We start from the raw sequence: 20680 nt of genomic DNA, 5'->3' as shown, positions 1-20680 counted from the left end.
CGACAGGCGGTGAAGCCGGGGCCTTGGCGGTATGGCTCCTGCATCACCGCCGGAATGGATCGTCCCAAAGTGTAACGCTTTGTGGATTCCCTGTCTGTGTGCGGCCACAGGGCCGGAGCGCGTTTGGAAAGCGGCCATATGCTGACCGTTTTCCAAAGGTTCTCCCATGCCCCGTGGCCTTTTGTCTTGCGCTTGGACGCAAATTTTGGGGAGGGGAATTTGCCATGCATGAAAATTACGATCTGGAGCTGCTCATGGAGCTGGTAGAGAAACGCCAGTTCCGCCGCCTGCGGGAGGAGCTGGCCCAGATGAATGAGGTGGACATCGCTGAGTTTTTGGACGAGCTGGAGGTGGAGCAGGAGATCCTGGTGTTCCGCCTGCTGCCCAAGGAGCTGGCCGCAGCGGTGTTTACCTATCTGGAGGATAGTGAGGACCAGGAGAAGCTGATCGGCGCTTTGAGTGATAAGGAGCTGCGGGAAGTTCTGGACGAACTCTATCTGGACGATACGGTGGACATCATTGAGGATATGCCCGCCAACGTGGTCTCCCGTATTCTGCGCAATACCGATGCATCTACCCGAAGCCAGATCAATCAGCTGCTTAATTATCCAAAAGATTCCGCTGGTTCCATTATGACCACGGAGTTTGTCTTCCTTCATCCGGATGCCACCGTGGAGCAGTCCTTTGCCCGGATTCGAAAGGTAGGCTTGGACAAAGAGACGGTATATACCTGTTACGTCACCAAAAACAGGATCCTGCTGGGCGTGGTGACGGTGAAGCGGATGCTTCTTTCCGCCTATGAGACCCGGATCGGCGACATTATGGAGACCAACGTCCTGTCTGTGAACACCCACGAGGACAAGGAGGACGTGGCTCAGATGTTCTCCCGGTACGACCTGTCCGCGCTGCCTGTGGTGGATGGGGAAAACCGCCTGGTGGGTATCATTACCTTCGACGACGCCATGGACGTTATCGAGGAGGAGACCACCGAGGACTTCGAAAAGATGGCCGCTATTCTCCCCTCGGACAAGCCCTATCTGAAAACCGGGGTGTTTGAGACCTGGCGTTCCCGTATCCCCTGGCTGATGATGCTCATGCTTTCGGCTACCTTTACAGGGATCATCATCACAAGCTTTGAGTCGGCCCTGGCCGCATGCGTAGTGCTTACATCCTTCATTCCCATGCTCTCTGGTACCGGCGGAAATTCCGGTTCCCAGTCCTCGGTGGCGGTGATCCGCGCCCTGTCTCTGGACGAGGTGGAGTTTTCCGACGTGATGTCCGTGGTGTGGAAGGAAGTTCGTGTGGCCATTTTGTGCGGCGTGTGCCTGGGTGCGGCCAATTTTGTGAAGATGATGGTGGTGGACTGGTGGCTGATGAATAACCCCGAGGTGACTGTGCCGGTGGCTTTGGTGGTGTGCCTGACCCTGATGCTGACGGTCATCTGCGCCAAGGTAGTAGGCTGTACGCTGCCCATGGCCGCGGAAAAAATCGGCATTGACCCCGCTGTAATGGCCGCTCCCTTTATTACCACGGTGGTGGACGCCCTGTCGCTGCTGATTTATTTCAGCATTGCTACCTGTGTGCTGGGCATTTGACCCAGTCTGGAACGGCGGAAGGAGAAAGAATCTATGACCGCACCATTGCCCATCTGGCGCGGGGCCATGGACTGACCCGCCATGAATCAGAGAAAATTGTCCCGGCAGAGCTATGCTCTGCCGGGACTTTTTTATGGAAAAAGTAGGAGAAATGCCCTTTGTGTGTCTTGCAATCCCACATTTCCTCCGGTATACTGGTTATACTGTTATTCAAACGGGAGGGGGCAAAACACATGATCCGGATCGCGGTGGCTGACGATGACAGAGACTGTACCAGGCAGCTTTGCCAATATATTGATGATTTTGCCCGAGAGAACGGCCAGAACTGTGATGTGACGGTCTATCACGATGGGGACGAGCTGGTGGAGCGCTACAAGGCCCAGTTTGATATTATCCTGCTGGACGTGGAGATGCCCTTCCTGAACGGAATGACTGCGGCAGAGATGATCCGCCGGCAGGACCCAGAGGTCATCATTATTTTTATCACCAATATGGCCCAGTATGCCATCCGGGGCTATGCGGTGGATGCCCTGGACTATGTATTAAAGCCGGTGAATTATTTCGCCTTTTCTCAGCGGCTGAGCCGGGCCGTTCAGCGGATTAACCGCCGGGAGGCCGCCTACCTGACCATCCCCGTAAAGGGCGGGGCCATGAAACTGGCCGTGCGGGACATTTATTATGTGGAGAGCCGGGGCCATCAGCTTATCTACCATACCCGGACGGGGGATCACGCCGCGGCGGGAGGTACCATCCAGCAAGCGGAAGAGGATCTGAAAAACCACGGATTTTTCCGCAGCAATAAGGGTTATCTGGTGAACCTGGAGCATGTGGACGGCGTGCGGGACGGGTGTGTGCTGATCCATGGGGAGCAGCTTATCATCAGCCGCACCCGGAAAAGTGCCTTTTTAGAGGCTTTGACCAATTATGTCAGCGGGGTGGGACGATGAACGTGGTGCCCAGCATCCCACGGGTGCTCACCGCACTGGCAGAGTGGGGAGCGTGTCTGGTCTATATCCTAAAATATGAAAAGCGCCTGAAGGGCTGGAGGCTGTGGAGTGTTCTGGGGCTGTTTCTGGTGATACAGAGTCTCTTCCTCTATGTGACCGGTTCCTGGCCGGTGGCCCTGTGGATTCCCTGCATGGCGGTGGCAGTGGGGATGATGTTTGGCTGCATTGCCCTGTGCTGTAACCTGTCCCTGGCAAGCGTGGGCTACTGCACGGTGCGGGCCTTCCTTCTGGCGGAGTTTGCCGCCTCTCTGGAGTGGCAGCTCTATGCCTACGGAGCGCTGCGGCTGGGAAAGGATAGCTTGGTTTACTCGGCGGTTTTTGCCATCGCAGTCTATGGAGCGGTATTTTTCCTGATGTACCGCCTGGAGAGCCGTGGGTCTATGCAGTACCCCACCCTGGCGGTAAGGCCCCAGGAGCTCTGGCCCGCCCTGGTCATGGGGATCACCTGCTTTGCCATGAGCAATCTGAGCTTTGTCTATGCCAATACCCCGTTCAGCGGCAGCTACATCAGCGATGTTTACAACATCCGCACCCTAGTGGATTTGTCCGGCGTGGTGATGCTCTATGCCTATCACATCCAGCGCGGTGAGCTGCGGGTCCAGCATGAGCTGGATGCGGTGAAGAATATCCTGCAAAATCAATATGTTCAGTACCGGCAGAGCCGGGAGAGCATTGATCTCATCAACCGGAAATATCACGATTTGAAGCACCAGATCGCCGTGCTTCGGGCTGAGCCCGACGCCCAGAAACGCTCCGATTTTCTGGATGGAATGGAACAGGAGATCCGCAACTATGAGGCCCAGAACAAAACGGGCAATTCCGTGCTGGACACGGTGCTTACCGGCAAGAGCCTCTACTGTGCCAAGCACAAAATTGAGCTGACCTGTGTGGCGGACGGGGCGCAGCTGGGTTTTATGGATGTCATGGACATCTGCACCGTGTTCGGCAATATGCTGGACAATGCCATTGAGTGTGAGCTGCGGATCCAAGAGAAGGAGAAGCGGCTGATCCATGTAGCGGTATATTCCCACAAGGATTTTCTCATCATCCGCTGTGAAAATTACTGTCCCGAGGAGGTGTCCTTCCGGGATGGCCTGCCCGTGACCACCAAACAGGATGCCGATTACCACGGCTATGGGGTGAAGAGCATCCGCTACACCGCCCAGAAATACGGCGGATCGGTGACCATGGAGGTCCGGGACAAATGGTTTGTGATGAATATTCTGATCCCCATTCCCAAAAACGAAACCTAACAATGTGCCGGAGCCCCGGAAGGGGACTCCGGCACATTTTTTTGGGCTGTTAGCTAAATGGACAAATATTATTCATATTTTTTGTGAGATGAGCACAACGAGAAAAACCGTTTGCGCCAAAAAACAGTCAATTTGTGCGCCTTATGAAAAAAGAGGGTAAATTTCTGTTATGATCGTTCCATCAAGAGACGCGACGTGTGAACTCTGCGCTCAAAATGGATTAGGAGGAAGATGAAATGTTAAGTATCAACATGGACGACGTCATCAAGGTACTGGACTCGGTCAAGTATCACTTGATCGCCTTGGCCGTCGTGCTCGTGCTGGGCATTGCGATCATGGTCGCCGTGCGCAAGCTGCCCCGGAGCAAGAAGTTCCTGGCACGGGGTGAGACCGCCATGGCCATGATCCTGGCTGTGGCCGTCATCGTCAATCTCATTTGCACGGGACCGATGTTCACCATGATCTCCCTGGCTACCGGCGGCGGTACCATCAGTGAGGAGACCTCTGCCGAGGCTTCCGCTCTGGTGGAGGACATCGCCGAGGAGGGTATCGTGCTGCTGGAGAACGACAACAGCGCCCTGCCCCTCCAGGCCAATACCAACCTGAACGTCTTCGGCTGGGCCTCCACCAACCCCGTGTACGGCGGTACCGGTTCCGGCTCCCTGAACGACGCCTACCACACCACCACCCTGCTGGAGGGCCTGGCCAACGCTGGCTTTACCACCAATGAAGAACTGAGCCAGTTCTACATCGACTACAAGGCTGACCGCCCCTCTGTGGGCATGAAAGCCCAGGATTGGACCCTGCCTGAGCCCAATGTGAACCTCTACACCGATGAGATGATCCAGAACGCCAAGGACTTTTCCGACACCGCTATGGTGGTCATCGGCCGTGTAGGCGGCGAGGGCGCCGACCTGCCCACTGATATGGCTTCTGTGGTGAACGGCACCTGGAACAGCGAGCAGTCCGTGGGCGGCGACTCCGCTTACTTCAACGGCACCTATGACGACAGCCTCAACGAGGGCAACGACTGGGACGAGGGCGACCACTTCCTGGAGCTCAGCAACCGTGAGGAGGAGCTGCTGGACCTGGTGTGCTCCAACTTTGACAAGGTGATCGTGCTCTACAACGGCGCCAACCCCTTTGAGCTGGGCTTTGTGGAGGACTATGAGCAGATCCAGTCTGTGATCTGGTGCGCCGGTACCGGCCAGGGCGGCTTCAACGGCCTGGGCAACATCCTCAACGGCACTGTCAGCCCCTCCGGCAAGCTCATCGACACCTTTGTTTACGACCTGACCCAGACTCCCACCTGGAACAACTTCGGCGCCTTCTACTATGACAACATGGACGAGTACCTGGCTGGCGGCAGCTTCAATGAGAACGCCACTCCCGCCTTCGTCAACTATGTGGAGGGCATCTATGTGGGCTACAAGTTCTATGAGACCGCCGCTGTGGAGGGCCTCATCGACTATGACGCCACCGTGCAGTACCCCTTTGGCTACGGCCTGAGCTACACCTCCTTCACCCAGGAGATGAGCATGCTCACCGAGGACCTGGAAAACGGTACCCTCTCCTTTGACGTGACCGTCACCAATACCGGCTCTGTGGCCGGCAAGGATGTGGTGGAGGTCTACTACAATCCTCCCTACACCAATGGCGGCATTGAGAAGGCCAGCGCCAACCTGGTTGCCTTCGACAAGACCGGGACCCTGGAGCCCGGTGCCTCCGAGACTCTGAGCTTTACCATCAAGCTGGAGGACATGGCCTCCTACGACACCTACGGCGAGGGCGCCTATGTGCTGGAGGGCGGTGTGTACACCATCTCCATCAACTCTGATTCCCACACCGTTCTGGACTCCGAGCAGTACATCGTGCCTGAGACTATCTCCTACAAGGACGGCCGCAGCAGCGACAAGACCCCTGCCACCAACCAGTTCGGCTTTGCCGAGGGCAACGCCACCTACCTCAGCCGGGCCAATGGCTTTGCCAACTACGCCGAGGCTACTGCCGCTCCCACCAACCTGTCTCTGGACGAGGAGAGCAAGGCTGCCTTTATCAACAACAACAACTACGACCCCACCCAGTACAATAACCCCGACGACGTGATGCCCACCACCGGCGCCAAGAACGGCCTGAAGCTGGTGGACCTGCGGGGTGTGGCCTATGACGATCCCAAGTGGGATGAGCTGCTGGATCAGCTGACCATCTCCGAGATGGATTCCCTCATCGCCTACGGCGGCTATCAGACTGCCCCCATCGCCAGCATTGACAAGGTTCAGACCTACGACTGCGACGGTCCTGCCTCCATCAACAACAACTTCACCGGCCAGGGCTCTGTGGGCTTCCCCGCCGGCGTGATGATCGCCGCCACCTGGAGCCCCGATCTGGCCAAAGAGTTCGGCCGCAGCATCGGTAAGATGGCCGACGAGATGGATACCTCCGGCTGGTACGCTCCCGCTATGAACATCCACCGCTCCGCTTTTGCAGGACGTAACTTCGAGTACTACTCCGAGGACAGCCTCCTGTCCGGCAAGATCGCCGCCCAGGCCATCCAGGGCGCGGAGGAGTTCGGCGTGTACGCCTACATCAAGCACTACGCCCTCAACGACCAGGAGGGCAACCGCAACAGCATGCTGTGCACCTGGTCCAACGAGCAGGCCATCCGCGAGGTCTACCTCAAGCCCTTTGAGATCTCCGTCAAGGAGGGCGGTGCCGACGCCGTCATGTCCTCCTTTAACTACATCGGTACCCAGTGGACCGGCGCCAACAACGAGCTGTGCAACGTGGTCCTCCGGGACGAGTGGGGCTTTGTGGGTATGGTGCTCACCGACTACTTCGGCGTGTACGGCTACATGGATGCCGACCAGGCCATCCGGGGCGGCACCGACTTCTGTCTGGTGAACTATGATACCGAGACCAACCACGTCACCGACACCGAGAGCGCTACCTCTGTGCTGGCCATGCGCCAGGCTTCCAAGAACATCCTGTACACCGTGGTCAACTCCCGCGCCTACACCGAGGAGAACCTGAACCCCGGTATGCAGACCTGGCAGAAGATGCTCATCGGCGCTGATGTGGTCATCGGCCTGGCCGTTGTGGCCGGCGCCGTGGCCATTGTGAAAAAGGCAAAGAAGATCGAGGACTAAGCGGTCCTCAAGCCGGAATTAAACCGCGGGCGGGCCATTCCTATGGAGTGGCCCGCCCCTGACCAAACGAGGAGCTGGACCTATGAAGCACGAAGACATCTTAAACAAGCTGACCCTGAAGCAGAAGGTCGCTCTTCTGTCCGGCCGGGACATTTGGAGCACCTATGAATTTTCACAGGCGGGCGTGCCCTCCATGGTGCTCTCCGATGGCCCCCACGGGGTGCGCCGTCAAGCAGGCGCGGGGGACCACCTGGGACTGAACCCCAGCCTGCCCGCCACCTGTTTTCCCACCGCCGCGGGCCTTGCCAACAGTTGGGACCCCGATTTGGCCCAGGAGATGGGGGCAGCCATCGGGGAAGAGGCTGCTTGCCAGGGGGTTGGTACCCTTCTGGGACCTGGACTCAATATCAAGCGCAGCCCTCTGGGGGGCCGGAACTTTGAGTATTTTTCCGAGGACCCCTACCTGGCGGGAAAAATGGCCGCGGGCCTCATCCGTGGCATCCAGCAAAACGGTATCTCCGCCTGCCCCAAGCACTTTGCCGCCAACTCCCAGGAGCTGCTGCGCATGTCCAGCGACAGTGTGGTGGATGAGCGGACCCTGCGGGAAATCTACCTCACCGGCTTTGAGATCGCCGTGAAGGAGGGCCATCCCCGGTCCATCATGTCCTCCTATAACCGCCTGAACGGTACCTATGCCAATGACAGCCACTGGCTGCTCACCCAGGTTTTGCGGGAGGAGTGGGGCTTTGATGGCTTTGTGGTCACCGACTGGGGCGGCTCCAACGACCATGTGGAGGGCGTGAAGGCGGGCAGCAACCTGGAGATGCCCGGCACCATCGGCGACAGCGACAAGGAGATTTTTGCCGCCCTGAAGGATGGGCGCATCACCGAGGAAATCATTGATCAGCGGGTGGATGAGCTGCTGGATGTGGTCCTGTGGACCCACCCCGCCACCTCCAAAGAGAACGCCTCCTTTGACCAGCAGGCCCACCACGACCTGGCACGGTCTGTGGCGGCCCAGACGGCGGTGCTGCTGAAAAATGAGGACAACATTCTCCCGCTGGCCCAGGGAACCCATGTGGCCGTCATCGGTGATATGGCCCTGGAGCCCCGGTACCAGGGGGCTGGCTCCTCCATGGTCAACTGCACAAGACTGGATAAGCCCGTGGACGCGCTGCGGGAGAGCGGTCTGGAGCTCATGGGACAGGTCCAGGGCTACCGCCGGGACGGGAAGAGAGACCCGGAGCTGCTGAACGCCGCTGTGGGGCTGGCGCAGAATGCCCAGGTGGTGCTGTTCTATATGGGTCTGCCTGAAATTTCCGAGAGCGAAGGCATGGACCGGGAGCATATGCGCCTGCCGGCAAACCAGGAGGAGGTTCTCACCGCTGTGGCCTCCGTCAACCCCAATGTGGTGGTAGTGTTGGCGGGAGGAAGCCCGGTGGAGATCCCCTGGCTGGAGAAGTGCAAGGCGCTGCTCCACGGTTATCTGCCCGGACAGGCGGGGGCGGGGGCCATGGCCGATGTGCTCACCGGCAAGGTCAATCCCTCCGGCCATCTGGCAGAGAGCTATCCCATGGTCTATACCGATACCCCCAACCACAACTATTTCCCCGGCCGTCAGCGCACAGCGGAGTACCGGGAGGGCCCCTTTGTGGGCTACCGCTACTATCAGACGGTGGGCAAAAAGGTGCGTTTCCCCTTCGGCTTTGGCCTAAGCTACACCACCTTTGCCTATTCCGATTTGAAGGTGGGGGAAAAGGAGGTCTCCTTTACCCTGACCAACACCGGTGACCGGGCCGGCGCTGAAGTGGCCCAGGTCTATGTGACCATGAAGGACAGCGCCCTGTTCCGCCCGGCTCTGGAGCTGAAGGGCTTTGCCAAGGTCAAGCTGAACCCCGGAGAGATCAAGACCGTGACCATTCCCCTGGATGACAAGGCCTTCCGCTATTTCAATGTAAAGACCCAGCGCTGGGAGGTGGAGGGCGGCACTTACACCATTTCCGTAGGCCCCAACGCCGAAAAGCTGTCCCTGAAGGCGCAGCTGGAGGTGGCGGGCACCGGAGCAGAGATCCCCTATCAGAAGGAGAAACTGGCCAGCTACTATATGGGCCAGGTGGAGAATGTCCCCGATAGCCAGTTCCAGACCCTTTTGGGCCGTCCCATTCCCCGCCGTGATTGGGATACCAAGGCGGCACTGACTATGAACGATTCCCTGTCTCAGCTCTTCTATGCCAAAAACCCTGTGGCCCGCACCGCCGGGAAGATTTTGGCCCGGAAGAAGCAGAAAAGTGAGGAGAAGGGGAGCCCCGACCTGAATATCCTGTTTATTCAAAATATGCCCTTCCGGGCGTTGGCCAAGATGACCGGCGGAATGGTGACCATGGAAATGGCTGCATCCATCCTGGACATCTGCAACGGCCATTTCTTCCGGGGCGCGGGCAAGACCATCGGCGGTTTCTTTGCCAACCGGAAGGCCGTCAAGGAGAGGAGCAAGCAGCTGTGAATTTTTGGAATCGTTTTGCGGCCGACCACCCCGCCGCGGCCAAGTGGATCCGGGAGGGCGGATTGTTTGTCATTGTCAGCAACGTGATCACCGTCTTTAAGTACATTCTGCTGACCTTCCTGCCTGCCGCTTTTGCGGGGCTTCCTATGGTGGATTTCGGCTGGCCCGGTATTCCCGTGACCTTGTTCGGCGAGACCTTCCAGTGGAACATCCTGGGCTATGATGTGGACCACGGGGGCCTGCCCTACTTCTGCGCCTACATGGTGGCTATGGTAGTGGGCGAGTGCATTAACTTCCCCCTCCAGCGCAACCTGGTCTTCCGCAGCAAAGGAAACCTGGCCTATCAGATCATGTGGTATGTGATCGCCTTCTGCATCATCACCTGCATCGTCAATTCCATCAACTGCATCTGGATGGCGGTGGCCGGGCTGTTTGTCCCCGCCTTCATCTACAACATCGGTACCGTCGTCCTCAACGGAGGCATCTCCATGGTGATCTTCTTCTTTGTGAACAAGGTCATCTTCCCCGAGGGCGAGGCCAACAAACCGTAAAAGAAAAAGTCCGGAATCCACAGGATTCCGGACTTTTTTGCTTATTGGGGGAGAATCATGTCAAGACCCTTCTGGAGGTTTTCCGCGCTGAGGGCACTTTGGGCCCAGGCCACGCCGTAGCCCTCCGCGTCGATGAAATAGGTGGTGGGCAGGGCATAGGCTCCGTAGGTGAGGGCGGCGTCATAGTCCGTGTCGTAGAAAACCGGGAACTCATATCCCTGCTCCTCGATAAAGGCGGAGGCCGACTCCACGGTCTCACGGCTTCCATCGGTCATGTTGACCATGAGGAAGTTGACCTCTTCTCCGTAATCCAGATAAGCCTGGTTGAAGTCGGGCATCTCACTTTTGCAGGGAGAGCACCAGCTGGCCCAGAAGTTGAGGACGATGGGCTTGCCCACAAAGTCGGAGAGGTGGACCTCGTTGCCCTCCTTGTCATAAACCGTAAAGTCTGGAGCAAGGGTCAACTCCGGTTCTCCCTCCTCCTGGCTGCTCTGGGTGCCGGCGCTGGAGGATTCGCTTTGCGAACCCGTGCTGCCGGATGGGCTTTGGGAGCGGTCGGCATCGCTTTGACTGGTGGAGCTGGAGGAAGTGTCTGTGCCGCTCTGAGCAGAAGAACCGGCAATGGCCAGGTTGTCTCCGGCCTGGCCGGGGGACAGGCGCTGGTAGAGCGCATAGGCCCCGCCCAACAGCAGGACGAATACCAGGGCCAGAACAAAAAAGGTTTTATTTCCTTTCATAGTGCCTCCTTAACTGAGCAGGGCGATGAGCCGCCCCAGCGTTCCGGTAGCCATGAGGATGCCCACCAGGACCAGGGCGCCGCCGCTGATGCGGTTGATGATTTGGTAGTGGGACTTGATCCAGTTGAACGTGGATTTCAATTTGTCAATGAGTACTGCGCTAAGCAGGAAGGGGATCCCAAGCCCCAGCGAATAGCACAGCAGCATGAGCACGCCGCTGAGTACATGGCCCTGCTGGGAAGCCAGGGCCAGGGCGGAACCCAAAAAGGCGCCCACACAGGGCGTCCAGCCCAGAGAAAAGATGACCCCAAAGGTCATGGCGGAGAAAAAGCCCAGGCTGCGGGTGTTCATGGCCCGGCTGCTGCCATGGAAGAGGTTGAGCTTGATAAGCCCCAAAAAGTTCAGCCCGAAGAAGATGACCACAAGACCGGAAATCAGGTTGACGGCGGTCTGGTGGGCTTTTAGGAAGTGCCCTACCGTCCCGGCCAGGGCCCCCATGGCTACAAAGACCAGAGTGAAGCCCAGCACGAAGCCCAGGGCCGTCTTTAGCGTCTTGCTGGTGGAGCGCTCTCCGCCTCCGGCAAAGTAGGAGACGTAGATGGGCAGCATGGGCAACAGACAGGGGGAGATGAAGGTGATGATCCCCTCCAGAAATACAATGAGATATTGCATAGATTAGCCCCTCCTTCTCAAGCGGGAGAATTTGGACGGCGGTGAATGTTTGACAAAAAGGTTCATAGTCGCTTCCTTTCCTGGAACAGATATGGCTGTGATTGTTTTTAGTATACCCGAGCTGTCAAGCCCTTTCTGTGATGACATCACCTTCAGAAAAAAGATCCGGGCCCCTGAAGTACAGGGGACCCGGATCTTTGGAAAGGGTTAGTTCAATACAATGGCACGGATGGCTTCGATGAGATCCACCACGTCGCTGCGGGGGACCAGGGACACGCTCTGCCCATCTACCTGGGCCAGACAGAAGCTTCCGTCGTAGCGGTAGAGAGCCACTTCCATAGAGGGAAGCTCCTCCCGGTCCAGATAGACCGTGAAGCGGATCTCTTCCTGGCCGGTGGGCTGTTCCTGGGTAAAGGAGTCGGCGCTGAGGGCCTCCATGGCGGAGAGCACATCGTCAAACTCCACTTCCTCTTCGCCCAGCAGATAGGTGGCATCGTCCCCATCCCCCTGGACGGTAATGGTATAATCGGCTCCGTCCAGAGAGATGTCCAGGCTGGTCATTTTCTCAAGATCGACGGGGAGAACCTCCAGATGGCGCAGGTCGTCATAGGAGGCGGCCATGAGAGAGGTATATTCGTCCCCGGTGATCTGATAGAGAATCTTGGAGTCGCCCACCCGAACGTAGGCGGTAATTTCCTCTTCTTCGCTGTCCTCGTCGGTCTGGGCGTCATCGCTCTGGTCGGCCTCGGCTTTGGCCGCTTCCGCGGCCTGGCGCTCCTCGGGGTCCCGGCTGACGCTGAGCTGGAAGGTGGAGGCGGTTTCGTTGCCGTCCTCGTCCTCTTCCGTATAGTCCACCGAAATGACCAGCTCAGGATCATCCAGTCCCAGCTGGGCAAGCATCTCATCCTCTGCGGTGTAGGTCACATAGTTGGTGAGATCCAGATAGCGGATGAGATTGAGATAGTCCTCTACCCGGCTGGTATCCAGGGGGAGAACCTCCCCATCCTGCTGGGTGTAATAGCGGTCCTCCTCGCAGTAGGCGTTGGGACTGTCCTCCTCATAGGTGACGGTGTAGGTTTCGGTACCGGAGAAGCGGATCTCCTGTACATCGGTCAGGGAGGGCACGTCATCCTGGTCGATGAGGTCCCGCAGCTCCAGATCAAAATAATCCAGGGGGTCTGTCTGGACCAGATAGACGTTCCCATCTCCAATAGAGATATACCGCTGGGAATCCATAGTGCTGAAATCACCCAGAGTAATGGCGTAGGTCTGTTCATCGGACAAGGTCAGGTTGATGGTGCACACGGGGTCATCCAGGCCATACATGCCCAGGTCCTCCGCGTTCTCGATAATAAAGGAGACACCGAATTGTTCAAAGAGGGACAGAAGACTGCCGATTTTCTCCTGGTCCACGGGGAAGGCTGCGTCCTCGTCATAGGTCCAGGTCTCCTCCTCCCGGTGGAAAGCCAGCGTCTGGCCATCGTATTCCCAGGAGAGCGTCTGCACACTGTCCGGAGACAGTTCCAAAATGATCTCATCGCTGTTGCGGATATCTTCCTTATAGGTTTCATACTGGCTCACAGCAAAAGTAATGACGCAGGCCACTGCTAAAATTCCCATGAGCACATAGAGACGCTTAAACCGTTTCATGCTGCATCCTCCTTCTCCTCAGCACCACATAGATGCCGATCCCCAGGTACAACAAGGGGAATACGCCGATCATGGTCACCTTCAAAAGGGAGGAGGTGGACTCACTGATGGTGAGGTAATTGTAGTTCAGGGATTTGCTTCGAATGGCCATAGCCTCGCTCTCTCCCACCAGGGAGGACAGGGCGTTGGTGGTCAGATTCACATTGGCGCCGGAGGAGTAGGCGTTGTACATATCATCCAGGAAGGCCGAGGAGGAGAACCAGATGATCTCCCCGCCGCTGGTGCACTCCACAGATACACCCACGGCAAAGGGACCGTCAATATCGCCGTCCTCTTTCTCATAGGTGGACATATCATAGCCGGAGAGCTTGCTGAAGGAGCTTTCCGAAGTGGTGAGCAGCTCGGTCACCGTGGCGCCGGAGGCGGTGCCATCCACAGTCATACCCTGAGCCAGGGGGAGGATGGGGTAGCGGTCTGGGGCCGCACCATGAATGACGAGCGTATTGCCAAGACGCTGGGGGAGGAGGCCCTCCATGATCCCAAGCTGAGATTTTACTCTGTGGATATCAACCAGAAGGCTACGTTGGAGGCTGCTCTGGATGATATGGAGGCGGCCTGGAATGACGCCCCCGACGTACTGGTGAACAATGCCGGTATTGACACCCAGCCCTCTGCGCCTCCCGAGGTGTCCGGCCCCTTTGAGACCTTCCCCGAGGAAGTGTTCCGCGAGGTGGTGGACGTAAACCTGGTTGGCACCTTCCTGGCTTGCCAGGCGGTTGGCGCCCGGATGGTCAAGGCCGGCAAGGGCGGCTCCATCATCAATGTGGGTTCCATCTACGGTATGCTCTCCCCCATTCAGGACATCTACGCCTACAAGAAGGAATTGACCGGCGTGCCCTTTATCAAGCCCGTGGCCTATTCCGCCGCAAAGTCCGGCGTTTATAACCTGACCCGTTACCTGGCTACCTATTGGGGCAAGTCCGGCATCCGGGTAAACACCCTGACCCCCGCCGGTGTGCGGCGGGATACCCAGGACGCCACCTTCCAGGCCAACTTCTGTGCCAGAATGCCCATGGGCAGAATGTCTCAGGAGAATGAGTACAACGGTGCTCTGATTTTCCTGGCCTCCCAGGCTTCTTCCTTTATGACCGGTTCGAATCTGGTGATTGATGGGGGCTGGACCGCATGGTAAATGTAAAACCGGAGCAGTTCCGGCGCATTTGGTCGGCACTCATTACTCCTACGCGGGAGGACGAGAGTGTCAACTATGAGGCGCTGGAGGAGATCGTAGAGCGCCAGATCCAAGACGGCGCTGAGGGATTTTATTGCTGCGGTTCCTCCGGTGAAGGACTGCTGCTCACCCTGGAGGAGCGGAAAAAGGTGCTGGAGCACACCCTGAAGGCGGCCGATGGCCGTGTTCCGGTAATCTCCCATGTGGGTACCATCCGTACTGCCGATGTGATTGACTTGGCCCAGCACGCGATGTCCGCCGGGGCCCTGGCCGTGTCCATGATCCCGCCTTATTACTATAAGTTTTCCATGGATGAGATCATGGGCTACTATGAGGATGTCATCCGGGCGATCCCCAATGTGCCTGCCATTGTATACAACATCCCCCAGTTTACCGGGGTAGAGTTCTCCAAGGACAATGCCGGGCGGCTGCTGGCAAACGAGAACATTGTGGGCATTAAGCACACCTCTACCAACCTGTACAGCCTGGAGCGGATGGGCCAGGCCTTCCCAGGCAAGGCTCTGATCAATGGCTTTGATGAGCAGCTGCTGGGAGCCCTGTCCATGGGGTCCTGTGCCACCATCGGCACCACGGTCAACCTGTTTGCCCCCTTGTTCCACAAGGTGCGTGAGGCTTTTGACCAGGGGGATATGGCCCTTGCCTATCGGTGGCAGCACGCCATCAACCTGCGGGTAGAGGCCACGGTAAAGGTTGGAATCTTCAATGCCATGAAGTACGGCTGGACCGTGCGGGGCGTGGACTGTGGATTCTGCCGCGCTCCCTTCCGTCCCCTGGATGAAACGGCGAAAAAGGCTGTGGAAGAGCTGCTGAAAATGCCGCTGGAGGCAGTTTAACACCTTGTGCACCAAATCCCATGGAATGGGATAAAAGACCCTAAAAAGCAATTTGCACCCCACGGATTCGTTTGTATTGATACAGACAAATCCGTGGGGTGCTTCATTATACCAATGGAGACACGAAAGGGATATCCATATTTTAAATGGTTATAAATGATCCAAAGCGGCACCCGGCCCAAAAGGCGGGGGGCTGCATTTGCCCATAAAATGCAAAAAATAGGTGATGGCCAACAGGTCAGCGCAGCCGCCGGGGGAGAGATTGCGTTTGATCAGTGCCTGGTCCAAGTCTTCCGCCTCCCAGCGGGATACGGTTCTGCCCTGTGTCAAAGCTTTGGCCTTCTCCATCGCCCATTGCTGGCCCTCCCGACCGCCGCGGGCAATCAAATTGGTGTCCACTACCTGGGCCATGAGGGCCAGCAATACCTGTACCCCCGCCTGTTCCAAAGAGGCGCCCTGTGCGAGGTGTGCCCGGAGAATGGGCAGGCCGATCTGGGCTACGGCGGGCAGGCCGCGGGCCAGTTCCCCCCGAATGCCTTCCAGACCCTGCTCCAAATAGAGACGCTGGCCGGCTGTGAGAGGTTTACCGGAGTGGATGGCGGTAAAATCGGCCGCTACCGCCTGGGTGCTCATCGCTCCGCACACAGCCAGGATAGTCTCCGGGTTCTGAGAGAAGCCCTCTGCCGTCCACAGCCGTCCGGCGGCGGCACACACGGTTCCAAGGGTGAACACCGCCCCCTTGTGAGTATTGACTCCATGGGTGGCCCGAAACATGGCGCGTTCTCCGGCCACGCCGGCCTGCCGCAGACGGCGAAAGGTCTCCTGCGGCGGAAGCGATCTCGTCTCCTGACCCAGCCGCACTGCCTCTTCAAAGTAGGGCAGCAGGGCGGCAGTGCTGTCCAAAAAGGTAAACATGTCCATATCCCGGTGGCTGCCGTTGTTGGCGCGGTCCACCAGGCCGGGCTTTGGAGTGGTGCACACCTCATAAAGCAGTGCTTTGGCCGCCAGGCTGCCCAGAGCCATCTGGTCTTTTTTTGAAAAATATTCCTCTATAATGGCCTGGGTGGCTGACTGGAGCTCTTTTACCGTGTGGAGGCGGCGGGAAGCGCACCCCTTGCCCGCCTTGCCGCACACCAGACACTTCCGGGGCGGCTGCCCCAACTGGGTACGGTCCCACTTGCCGTTCACCGGGTCCAGGACATCCAGATCAAGAAGTCGGCCCAGAGCGTCCCGGTCCTCCAGCTCCACACACAGTTCCTTCACGGTCCGCCCGTCTCCCTGTACGACCCACAGCGCCTCGCAGCCGGTGGGCTCGTCCACTTCTTCACGATGCATGATGTCAAGCCGACCGGCCAGCAAAGCACACGCCAGCCGCTCCAGCCCCTCCCGGAAGGTCCGGCGGAGGACGGGGGAATTTTTCACCGGTCCGGCGATGTTCAGGCAAAAGGAGATAACGGGAAGCTGATATTCCTCCAACAGCTGCTGCTGGCGCATGGCACGGGCCTCCCGTGCGCGGAGCATCTCCATGAGGGATATGGCGTGATCCATAGGGACCCTCCTTTAGTAGTGGATGACCTCCGCACTGCTGCGGATGGCATCAATGACGGGCTGGGCTTGAGAGGAGTGAAAAAAGTCCCAGGTAGTCTGAGGCAGCTGGTCCCGCAGGGTCTCCAGGCGTCCATCGTGGATGGCTTGACGGACTGCGCTGGAACTGATGGGCTGCCCGCCTGCCTGGAGGCGGGGGAGCTCCACATACTGTATCCCAGCTTTGGGAAGTTCCTGGGCCATGATTTGGTTATAAAGTCCGGTGACCAGGCTTCGGGGTTCCTCCCCCACATAACGGACTTGGATCCCCAGAGCCTGGGCTATGGGACCAAAGAGGGCCAGGTCCAGCTTGGCATGGCCGGTAATGACTGCCTGTTCATCCTTTAAAAAGTAGCTGGGGAAGGTAGCGGAGCTGATCATGTAGGGCCCGCTGGGATGGCAGATCACGTTGGACAGGTGGGCCACCCCCTCCTGGACCAGCTTCCAGCGTACTGGAAAGGGCACCAGGCTTTGCTCTTCACTGAGAACAAAAAGGTGTACCGTGTCGCATTCATCCGCTGCCCGCTCCACAAGACTCAAATGGCCCAGAGTGAAGGGGTTGGCATTCATAACGATGGCCCCCGACTTACCGGGGCGGCGGTCCCGTTCCAGCTTTTGGCAGAAGGAGGAGAAACCGCCCCGGCGGTTTTCCAGAAAGGAGAGGGTATCCTCCACCCGCGCGATCTCATAAAAGCCCAGGTCCTGAAAGAATTTGGCGCTGCGGCACTTGGTATAGACAAATTGGTGGAAGATGCCCCGCTCCGTCTGCCGCTCCATCAGGTGGGAGACCACCTGGTTCAAAAGACCCTCTCCCCGGTGGCGGTGGTCCACCGCAAAACAGCGCAGGGTGCACCCAAAGGTGCTCCCGGTGGCCACCAGCTGGTAGTCCTCGTCAAACAGGCCGCAGGTGTAGTCCAGATTGCCGTCCAGGGTGATCCCTTCCCCCTCCAGCAGGGCGCGGAGTTTTGTGTGGCCGCGCTTGTCGTCAGGGCGGATCTCACTGAGGGTATAGGCCATGAGGACTCCTCCTTTTTAAAAATACGGGGACGGAACACAGCCCCTGTGTGGGTCATTTATTTGGTTTCTTCCGCTTTGTTGGGGTCATAGGGCTTAATTTTGCGTACCACATCCAGAATGGTGCCATCCCGTGCCTCCAGCACAGCCACTACCTGGTCCTCCCATTCCAGATCGTCGGGGCGGCCCACCAGAGAGTAGGCCTTGTCCTTCAGTTCTTCGATCGTCACGTGGGGGATGCCCGCCCGGTCCAGACACTGGATGAGGTCGGGACGCAGGGGGTTGACGGCGATGCCGTAATCGGTGACCAGCACGTCCACACAGTCGCCTGGTGTGGTGACGGTGACCACGTGCTCACAGACGGTAGCCATACGGCCCCGGACCAGGGGGGTGACGATGATGCAGCACTTACTGCCCGCGGCGGTGTCGGGATGTCCGCCGGGCGCTCCCCGGAGTACACCGTCCGAGCCGGTAAGTACGTTGACGTTAAAGCCGGTGTCGATCTCCAGCGCGGCCAGCACCACAAAGTCCAGACTGTTGACAAAGGCGCCCTTGTTGGCGGGATTGGCGTACTGGGAGGCGCTCATTTCAAAGTGGTTGGGGGTCTGATTGATGGAGTTCACCGCGTCCAGGTCGAAATCCTGTACGTCAATGACCTTTCCCACCTTGCCCTTTTTCAGCAGCTCCACCATGGGACCGCAGATGCCGCCGATGGCCCAGCCCATCTTGATGTTTTGCTCATCCATGTACTGTTCCAGGAACAGGTTGGCCGCCAGAGAGGGACCGCCTACCCCGGTCTGGAAGGAGAAACCTTCCTTAAAATAGGGGGTGGAGGCAATGACCTTAGCCACATTTTCCGCCATCATGAGATCACGGGGGTTCTGGGAGATGCGGGCGGCGGCAGAGGCGATCTTCTTGGGATTTCCGATGGAGTCCACCACCACTACAGCATCCACATCAATGGCTTCCACGCTGGCAGGCATGTTGGGGAAGGGCACCAGACAGTCGGTGACCACTACCACGTGGTCGGCATATTTGGCATCGGACATGGCGTAGCCCATGGAACCGCAGTTGCTCTTGCCGCCGATGCCCCGGCAGTTGCCCATGGGGTCGCTGGTGGGGGCGGCGATGAAAGCAATGTCGATGTGAACATCCCCGGCCTCAATGGCACGGGGACGGCCGCCGTGGCTGCGGATGATGGCGGGGGTTTTCAGCTTACCGGCGGAGACTACCTCGCCCATGCGGCCACGGATACCGGAGGTCTGGATGCCGATGACCTTGCCCTGTTCGATGTAATCGGCAATGGGGTCGTGGGCGGAGCCCAGGCTGGTGGCGGCGATGGTCAGGTCCTTAAGACCCAGTTCCTCGATGGCGGCGGCCATCACCTGGTTGACCACATAGTCGCCGTCCCGCAGGTGGTGATGGAAAGAGAAGGTCATGCCGTCCTTGGCACCGCACTGCTTGAGGGCCTGCACCAGGGAGCCTACCACCTTGGTGTCTACCGGCTTCTCCCAGCGGCGGGTGCGGGGTGAGGCCTTCTGGATATACTTGCCGTCCATATAGTTCTTGCCCTGATACACCTCACGTCCATGGGTGAGCAGAGCGTCGGGAATATCCCGTCCTACTTTGTTAATCATACTAGATCCCCCTCATACCGTCCACAGGCCCGTGCCAGGCGCAGGGTGCGCTCGGCGCCGGGGATAAAGGCGATGTCGATCATCTTGCCATCCACGGTAAATACGCCCACACCGGCAGCGGACTGCTCCCGATAGGCCCGGAGGATCTTCTCGGCCTGGATGATCTCCTTCTCGGTGGGGGCAAAGACCTGGTGGACAAAGCGGATCTGCTTGGGATTGATGAGGCTTTTGCCGTCAAAGCCCATGGCCTTGTTCTGCAGGACTTCGGCCTCAAAGCCCGCCTGGTCGTCCAGGTTGGTAAACACGGTGTCAAAGCACTGGATTCCCGCTGCACGGGCGGCCAGCAGCATCTGTCCCCGTGCGAAGAGCATATCCACGCCGTCGGGCTGAGGGGTGGTCTGCATGCACTTTCGAAAGTCGCCCCCGGAAATGGCCACGCCGAACATGCGCTCGGACGCAGAGCAGATCTCATAGGCGCTGAGGATGCCCTTGGGGCTCTCCAGGGCGGCCATGAGCAGGGTGCGCCCCTTCTCCACGCCAAACTCCTCCTCGGCGGCTTCTACTGCGGCTTCCACCGTCTTTACGTCCTGGGCGCTTTCGCACTTGGCAATGCGGATGCCGTCGGCTCCGCCGGCTACGCACACCCGGATGTCCTCCTGCCAGTGGGGCGTGTCCAATCCGTTGATGCGCACGATGACCTCTGTGTCCCCATAGTCAATGGTTTTCAGGGCGTGGTACAGGGAGAAGCGGGCGGCATCCTTCTGGTTCTCTGCCACCGCGTCCTCCAGATCCAGCATAATGGAGTCGCAGCCGTAAATATAGGCATCCTTAATGAGCCCCGGCTTCTGGGCGTTCATAAACATCATAGTTCGGCGCAGGCGGAAGCGCTCCGGTCTGGGACGAGGGATCATCGCACTGCACCTCCCCAGGGAATGTTGGCCTGAGATTGGCCGCAGCTGCGGAACACCGCGCACTCCACCCGCGCTTTCAGCGTGCAGTCCAGAGCACCTTTGTCCACCACGGTGACCTGGGCATTCGTTACTTCCAGGCGCTTTAATGTCTCCAGTACAGTGGCCTTGATCTGACGGCCGTACTGGTTCATCACGCTGCTGGAGAGGGTCAGCTGTATGCCGTCACTTCCGGGCTCCACGGTGACCTGCGCATCGCTGGATTCCAGAGTGCCAGCCATGGCCGGTTTCAAAATTTCCACATCCGTTCCTCCTTTTGTGGTCCGGTCAACCGGTTT

17 protein-coding genes are annotated in these 20680 nt (G+C 58.4%); 8 read left to right on the top strand and 9 right to left on the bottom strand.

Features of this window, described 5'->3' with window-relative positions; genetic code table 11:
• Nucleotides 1–224 precede the first annotated feature (224 nt).
• The 6 genes from mgtE (at nt 225) to ACTQ3R_RS13155 (ending at nt 10055) form a co-directional block, all read left to right on the top strand.
• Complete coding sequence (gene mgtE, locus ACTQ3R_RS13180; protein ID WP_441779671.1) at nt 225–1595, top strand: magnesium transporter; 1371 nt, start codon at nt 225–227, stop codon at nt 1593–1595.
• A 233-nt stretch (nt 1596–1828) separates the two neighbouring features.
• Entirely contained in the window at nt 1829–2542 is a 714-nt protein-coding gene (locus tag ACTQ3R_RS13175; protein ID WP_441779670.1) for a LytR/AlgR family response regulator transcription factor, read from the top strand.
• Nucleotides 2539–3855, top strand: coding sequence for an ATP-binding protein (locus tag ACTQ3R_RS13170; RefSeq protein ID WP_441779669.1), 1317 nt, complete (start codon nt 2539–2541; stop codon nt 3853–3855). Before ACTQ3R_RS13175 ends, ACTQ3R_RS13170 begins: the two co-directional genes overlap by 4 nt.
• Nucleotides 3856–4091: 236 nt before the next feature.
• On the top strand, nt 4092–7001 hold the full coding sequence (locus ACTQ3R_RS13165) for a glycoside hydrolase family 3 N-terminal domain-containing protein (RefSeq protein WP_441779668.1): 2910 nt from the start codon (nt 4092–4094) through the stop codon (nt 6999–7001).
• An 82-nt stretch (nt 7002–7083) separates the two neighbouring features.
• Nucleotides 7084–9504, top strand: a complete 2421-nt coding sequence (locus tag ACTQ3R_RS13160; protein ID WP_441779667.1) for a glycoside hydrolase family 3 C-terminal domain-containing protein — start codon at nt 7084–7086, stop codon at nt 9502–9504.
• Complete coding sequence (locus ACTQ3R_RS13155) at nt 9501–10055, top strand: hypothetical protein (RefSeq protein ID WP_441779666.1); 555 nt, start codon at nt 9501–9503, stop codon at nt 10053–10055. The genes ACTQ3R_RS13160 and ACTQ3R_RS13155 overlap by 4 nt, the downstream gene beginning before the upstream one ends.
• Nucleotides 10056–10096: 41 nt before the next feature.
• Here the strand turns inward: ACTQ3R_RS13155 and ACTQ3R_RS13150 are convergent, their stop codons facing one another.
• The 4 genes from ACTQ3R_RS13150 to ACTQ3R_RS13135 all read right to left on the bottom strand — a co-directional run bounded on the left by ACTQ3R_RS13150 (nt 10097) and on the right by ACTQ3R_RS13135 (nt 13550).
• Nucleotides 10097–10792 carry a TlpA family protein disulfide reductase gene (locus ACTQ3R_RS13150; RefSeq protein WP_441779665.1) on the bottom strand — a complete coding sequence of 232 codons (696 nt, stop codon included), beginning with the start codon at nt 10790–10792 and terminating at the stop codon, nt 10097–10099.
• Between the two features lie 9 nt (nt 10793–10801).
• Nucleotides 10802–11464, bottom strand: a complete 663-nt coding sequence (locus ACTQ3R_RS13145; protein ID WP_441779664.1) for a cytochrome c biogenesis CcdA family protein — start codon at nt 11462–11464, stop codon at nt 10802–10804.
• Nucleotides 11465–11671: 207 nt separating this feature from the next.
• Nucleotides 11672–13114: a DUF4340 domain-containing protein gene (locus tag ACTQ3R_RS13140; protein ID WP_441779663.1), complete on the bottom strand. Its 1443-nt coding sequence runs from the start codon at nt 13112–13114 to the stop codon at nt 11672–11674.
• Nucleotides 13101–13550, bottom strand: coding sequence for a hypothetical protein (locus ACTQ3R_RS13135; RefSeq protein ID WP_441779662.1), 450 nt, complete (start codon nt 13548–13550; stop codon nt 13101–13103). The genes ACTQ3R_RS13140 and ACTQ3R_RS13135 overlap by 14 nt, the downstream gene beginning before the upstream one ends.
• Nucleotides 13551–13601: 51 nt before the next feature.
• Between ACTQ3R_RS13135 and ACTQ3R_RS13130 the strand changes: the two genes are divergently transcribed.
• Nucleotides 13602–14306 carry an SDR family oxidoreductase gene (locus tag ACTQ3R_RS13130; RefSeq protein WP_441779661.1) on the top strand — a complete coding sequence of 235 codons (705 nt, stop codon included), beginning with the start codon at nt 13602–13604 and terminating at the stop codon, nt 14304–14306.
• Nucleotides 14300–15199 (top strand): dihydrodipicolinate synthase family protein, encoded by a 900-nt coding sequence (locus ACTQ3R_RS13125; RefSeq protein ID WP_441779660.1) that lies wholly within the window; start codon nt 14300–14302, stop codon nt 15197–15199. The genes ACTQ3R_RS13130 and ACTQ3R_RS13125 overlap by 7 nt, the downstream gene beginning before the upstream one ends.
• Nucleotides 15200–15349: 150 nt before the next feature.
• On the opposite strand, the gene citG is transcribed toward ACTQ3R_RS13125, so the two are convergent.
• The 5 genes from citG to citD are packed head-to-tail and all read right to left on the bottom strand — an operon-like array spanning nt 15350 to nt 20644.
• Nucleotides 15350–16747, bottom strand: coding sequence for a triphosphoribosyl-dephospho-CoA synthase CitG (gene citG / locus ACTQ3R_RS13120; RefSeq protein WP_441779659.1), 1398 nt, complete (start codon nt 16745–16747; stop codon nt 15350–15352).
• Between the two features lie 12 nt (nt 16748–16759).
• A complete protein-coding gene (gene citC / locus ACTQ3R_RS13115) occupies nt 16760–17800 on the bottom strand; it encodes a [citrate (pro-3S)-lyase] ligase (protein ID WP_441779658.1) in 1041 nt (346 codons plus the stop codon).
• Between the two features lie 56 nt (nt 17801–17856).
• On the bottom strand, nt 17857–19434 hold the full coding sequence (citF, locus tag ACTQ3R_RS13110; RefSeq protein WP_441779657.1) for a citrate lyase subunit alpha: 1578 nt from the start codon (nt 19432–19434) through the stop codon (nt 17857–17859).
• Nucleotides 19431–20345, bottom strand: coding sequence for an aldolase/citrate lyase family protein (locus ACTQ3R_RS13105; protein WP_441779656.1), 915 nt, complete (start codon nt 20343–20345; stop codon nt 19431–19433). Before ACTQ3R_RS13105 ends, citF begins: the two co-directional genes overlap by 4 nt.
• Complete coding sequence (citD, locus tag ACTQ3R_RS13100) at nt 20342–20644, bottom strand: citrate lyase acyl carrier protein (protein ID WP_441779655.1); 303 nt, start codon at nt 20642–20644, stop codon at nt 20342–20344. The genes ACTQ3R_RS13105 and citD overlap by 4 nt, the downstream gene beginning before the upstream one ends.
• Nucleotides 20645–20680: the final 36 nt, after the last annotated feature.

The organism is Lawsonibacter sp. LCP25S3_E2 (assembly GCF_052117285.1).
Classification (GTDB): Bacteria; Bacillota; Clostridia; order Oscillospirales; family Oscillospiraceae; genus Lawsonibacter.
This window is presented reverse-complemented; position numbering and strand designations above follow the sequence as displayed.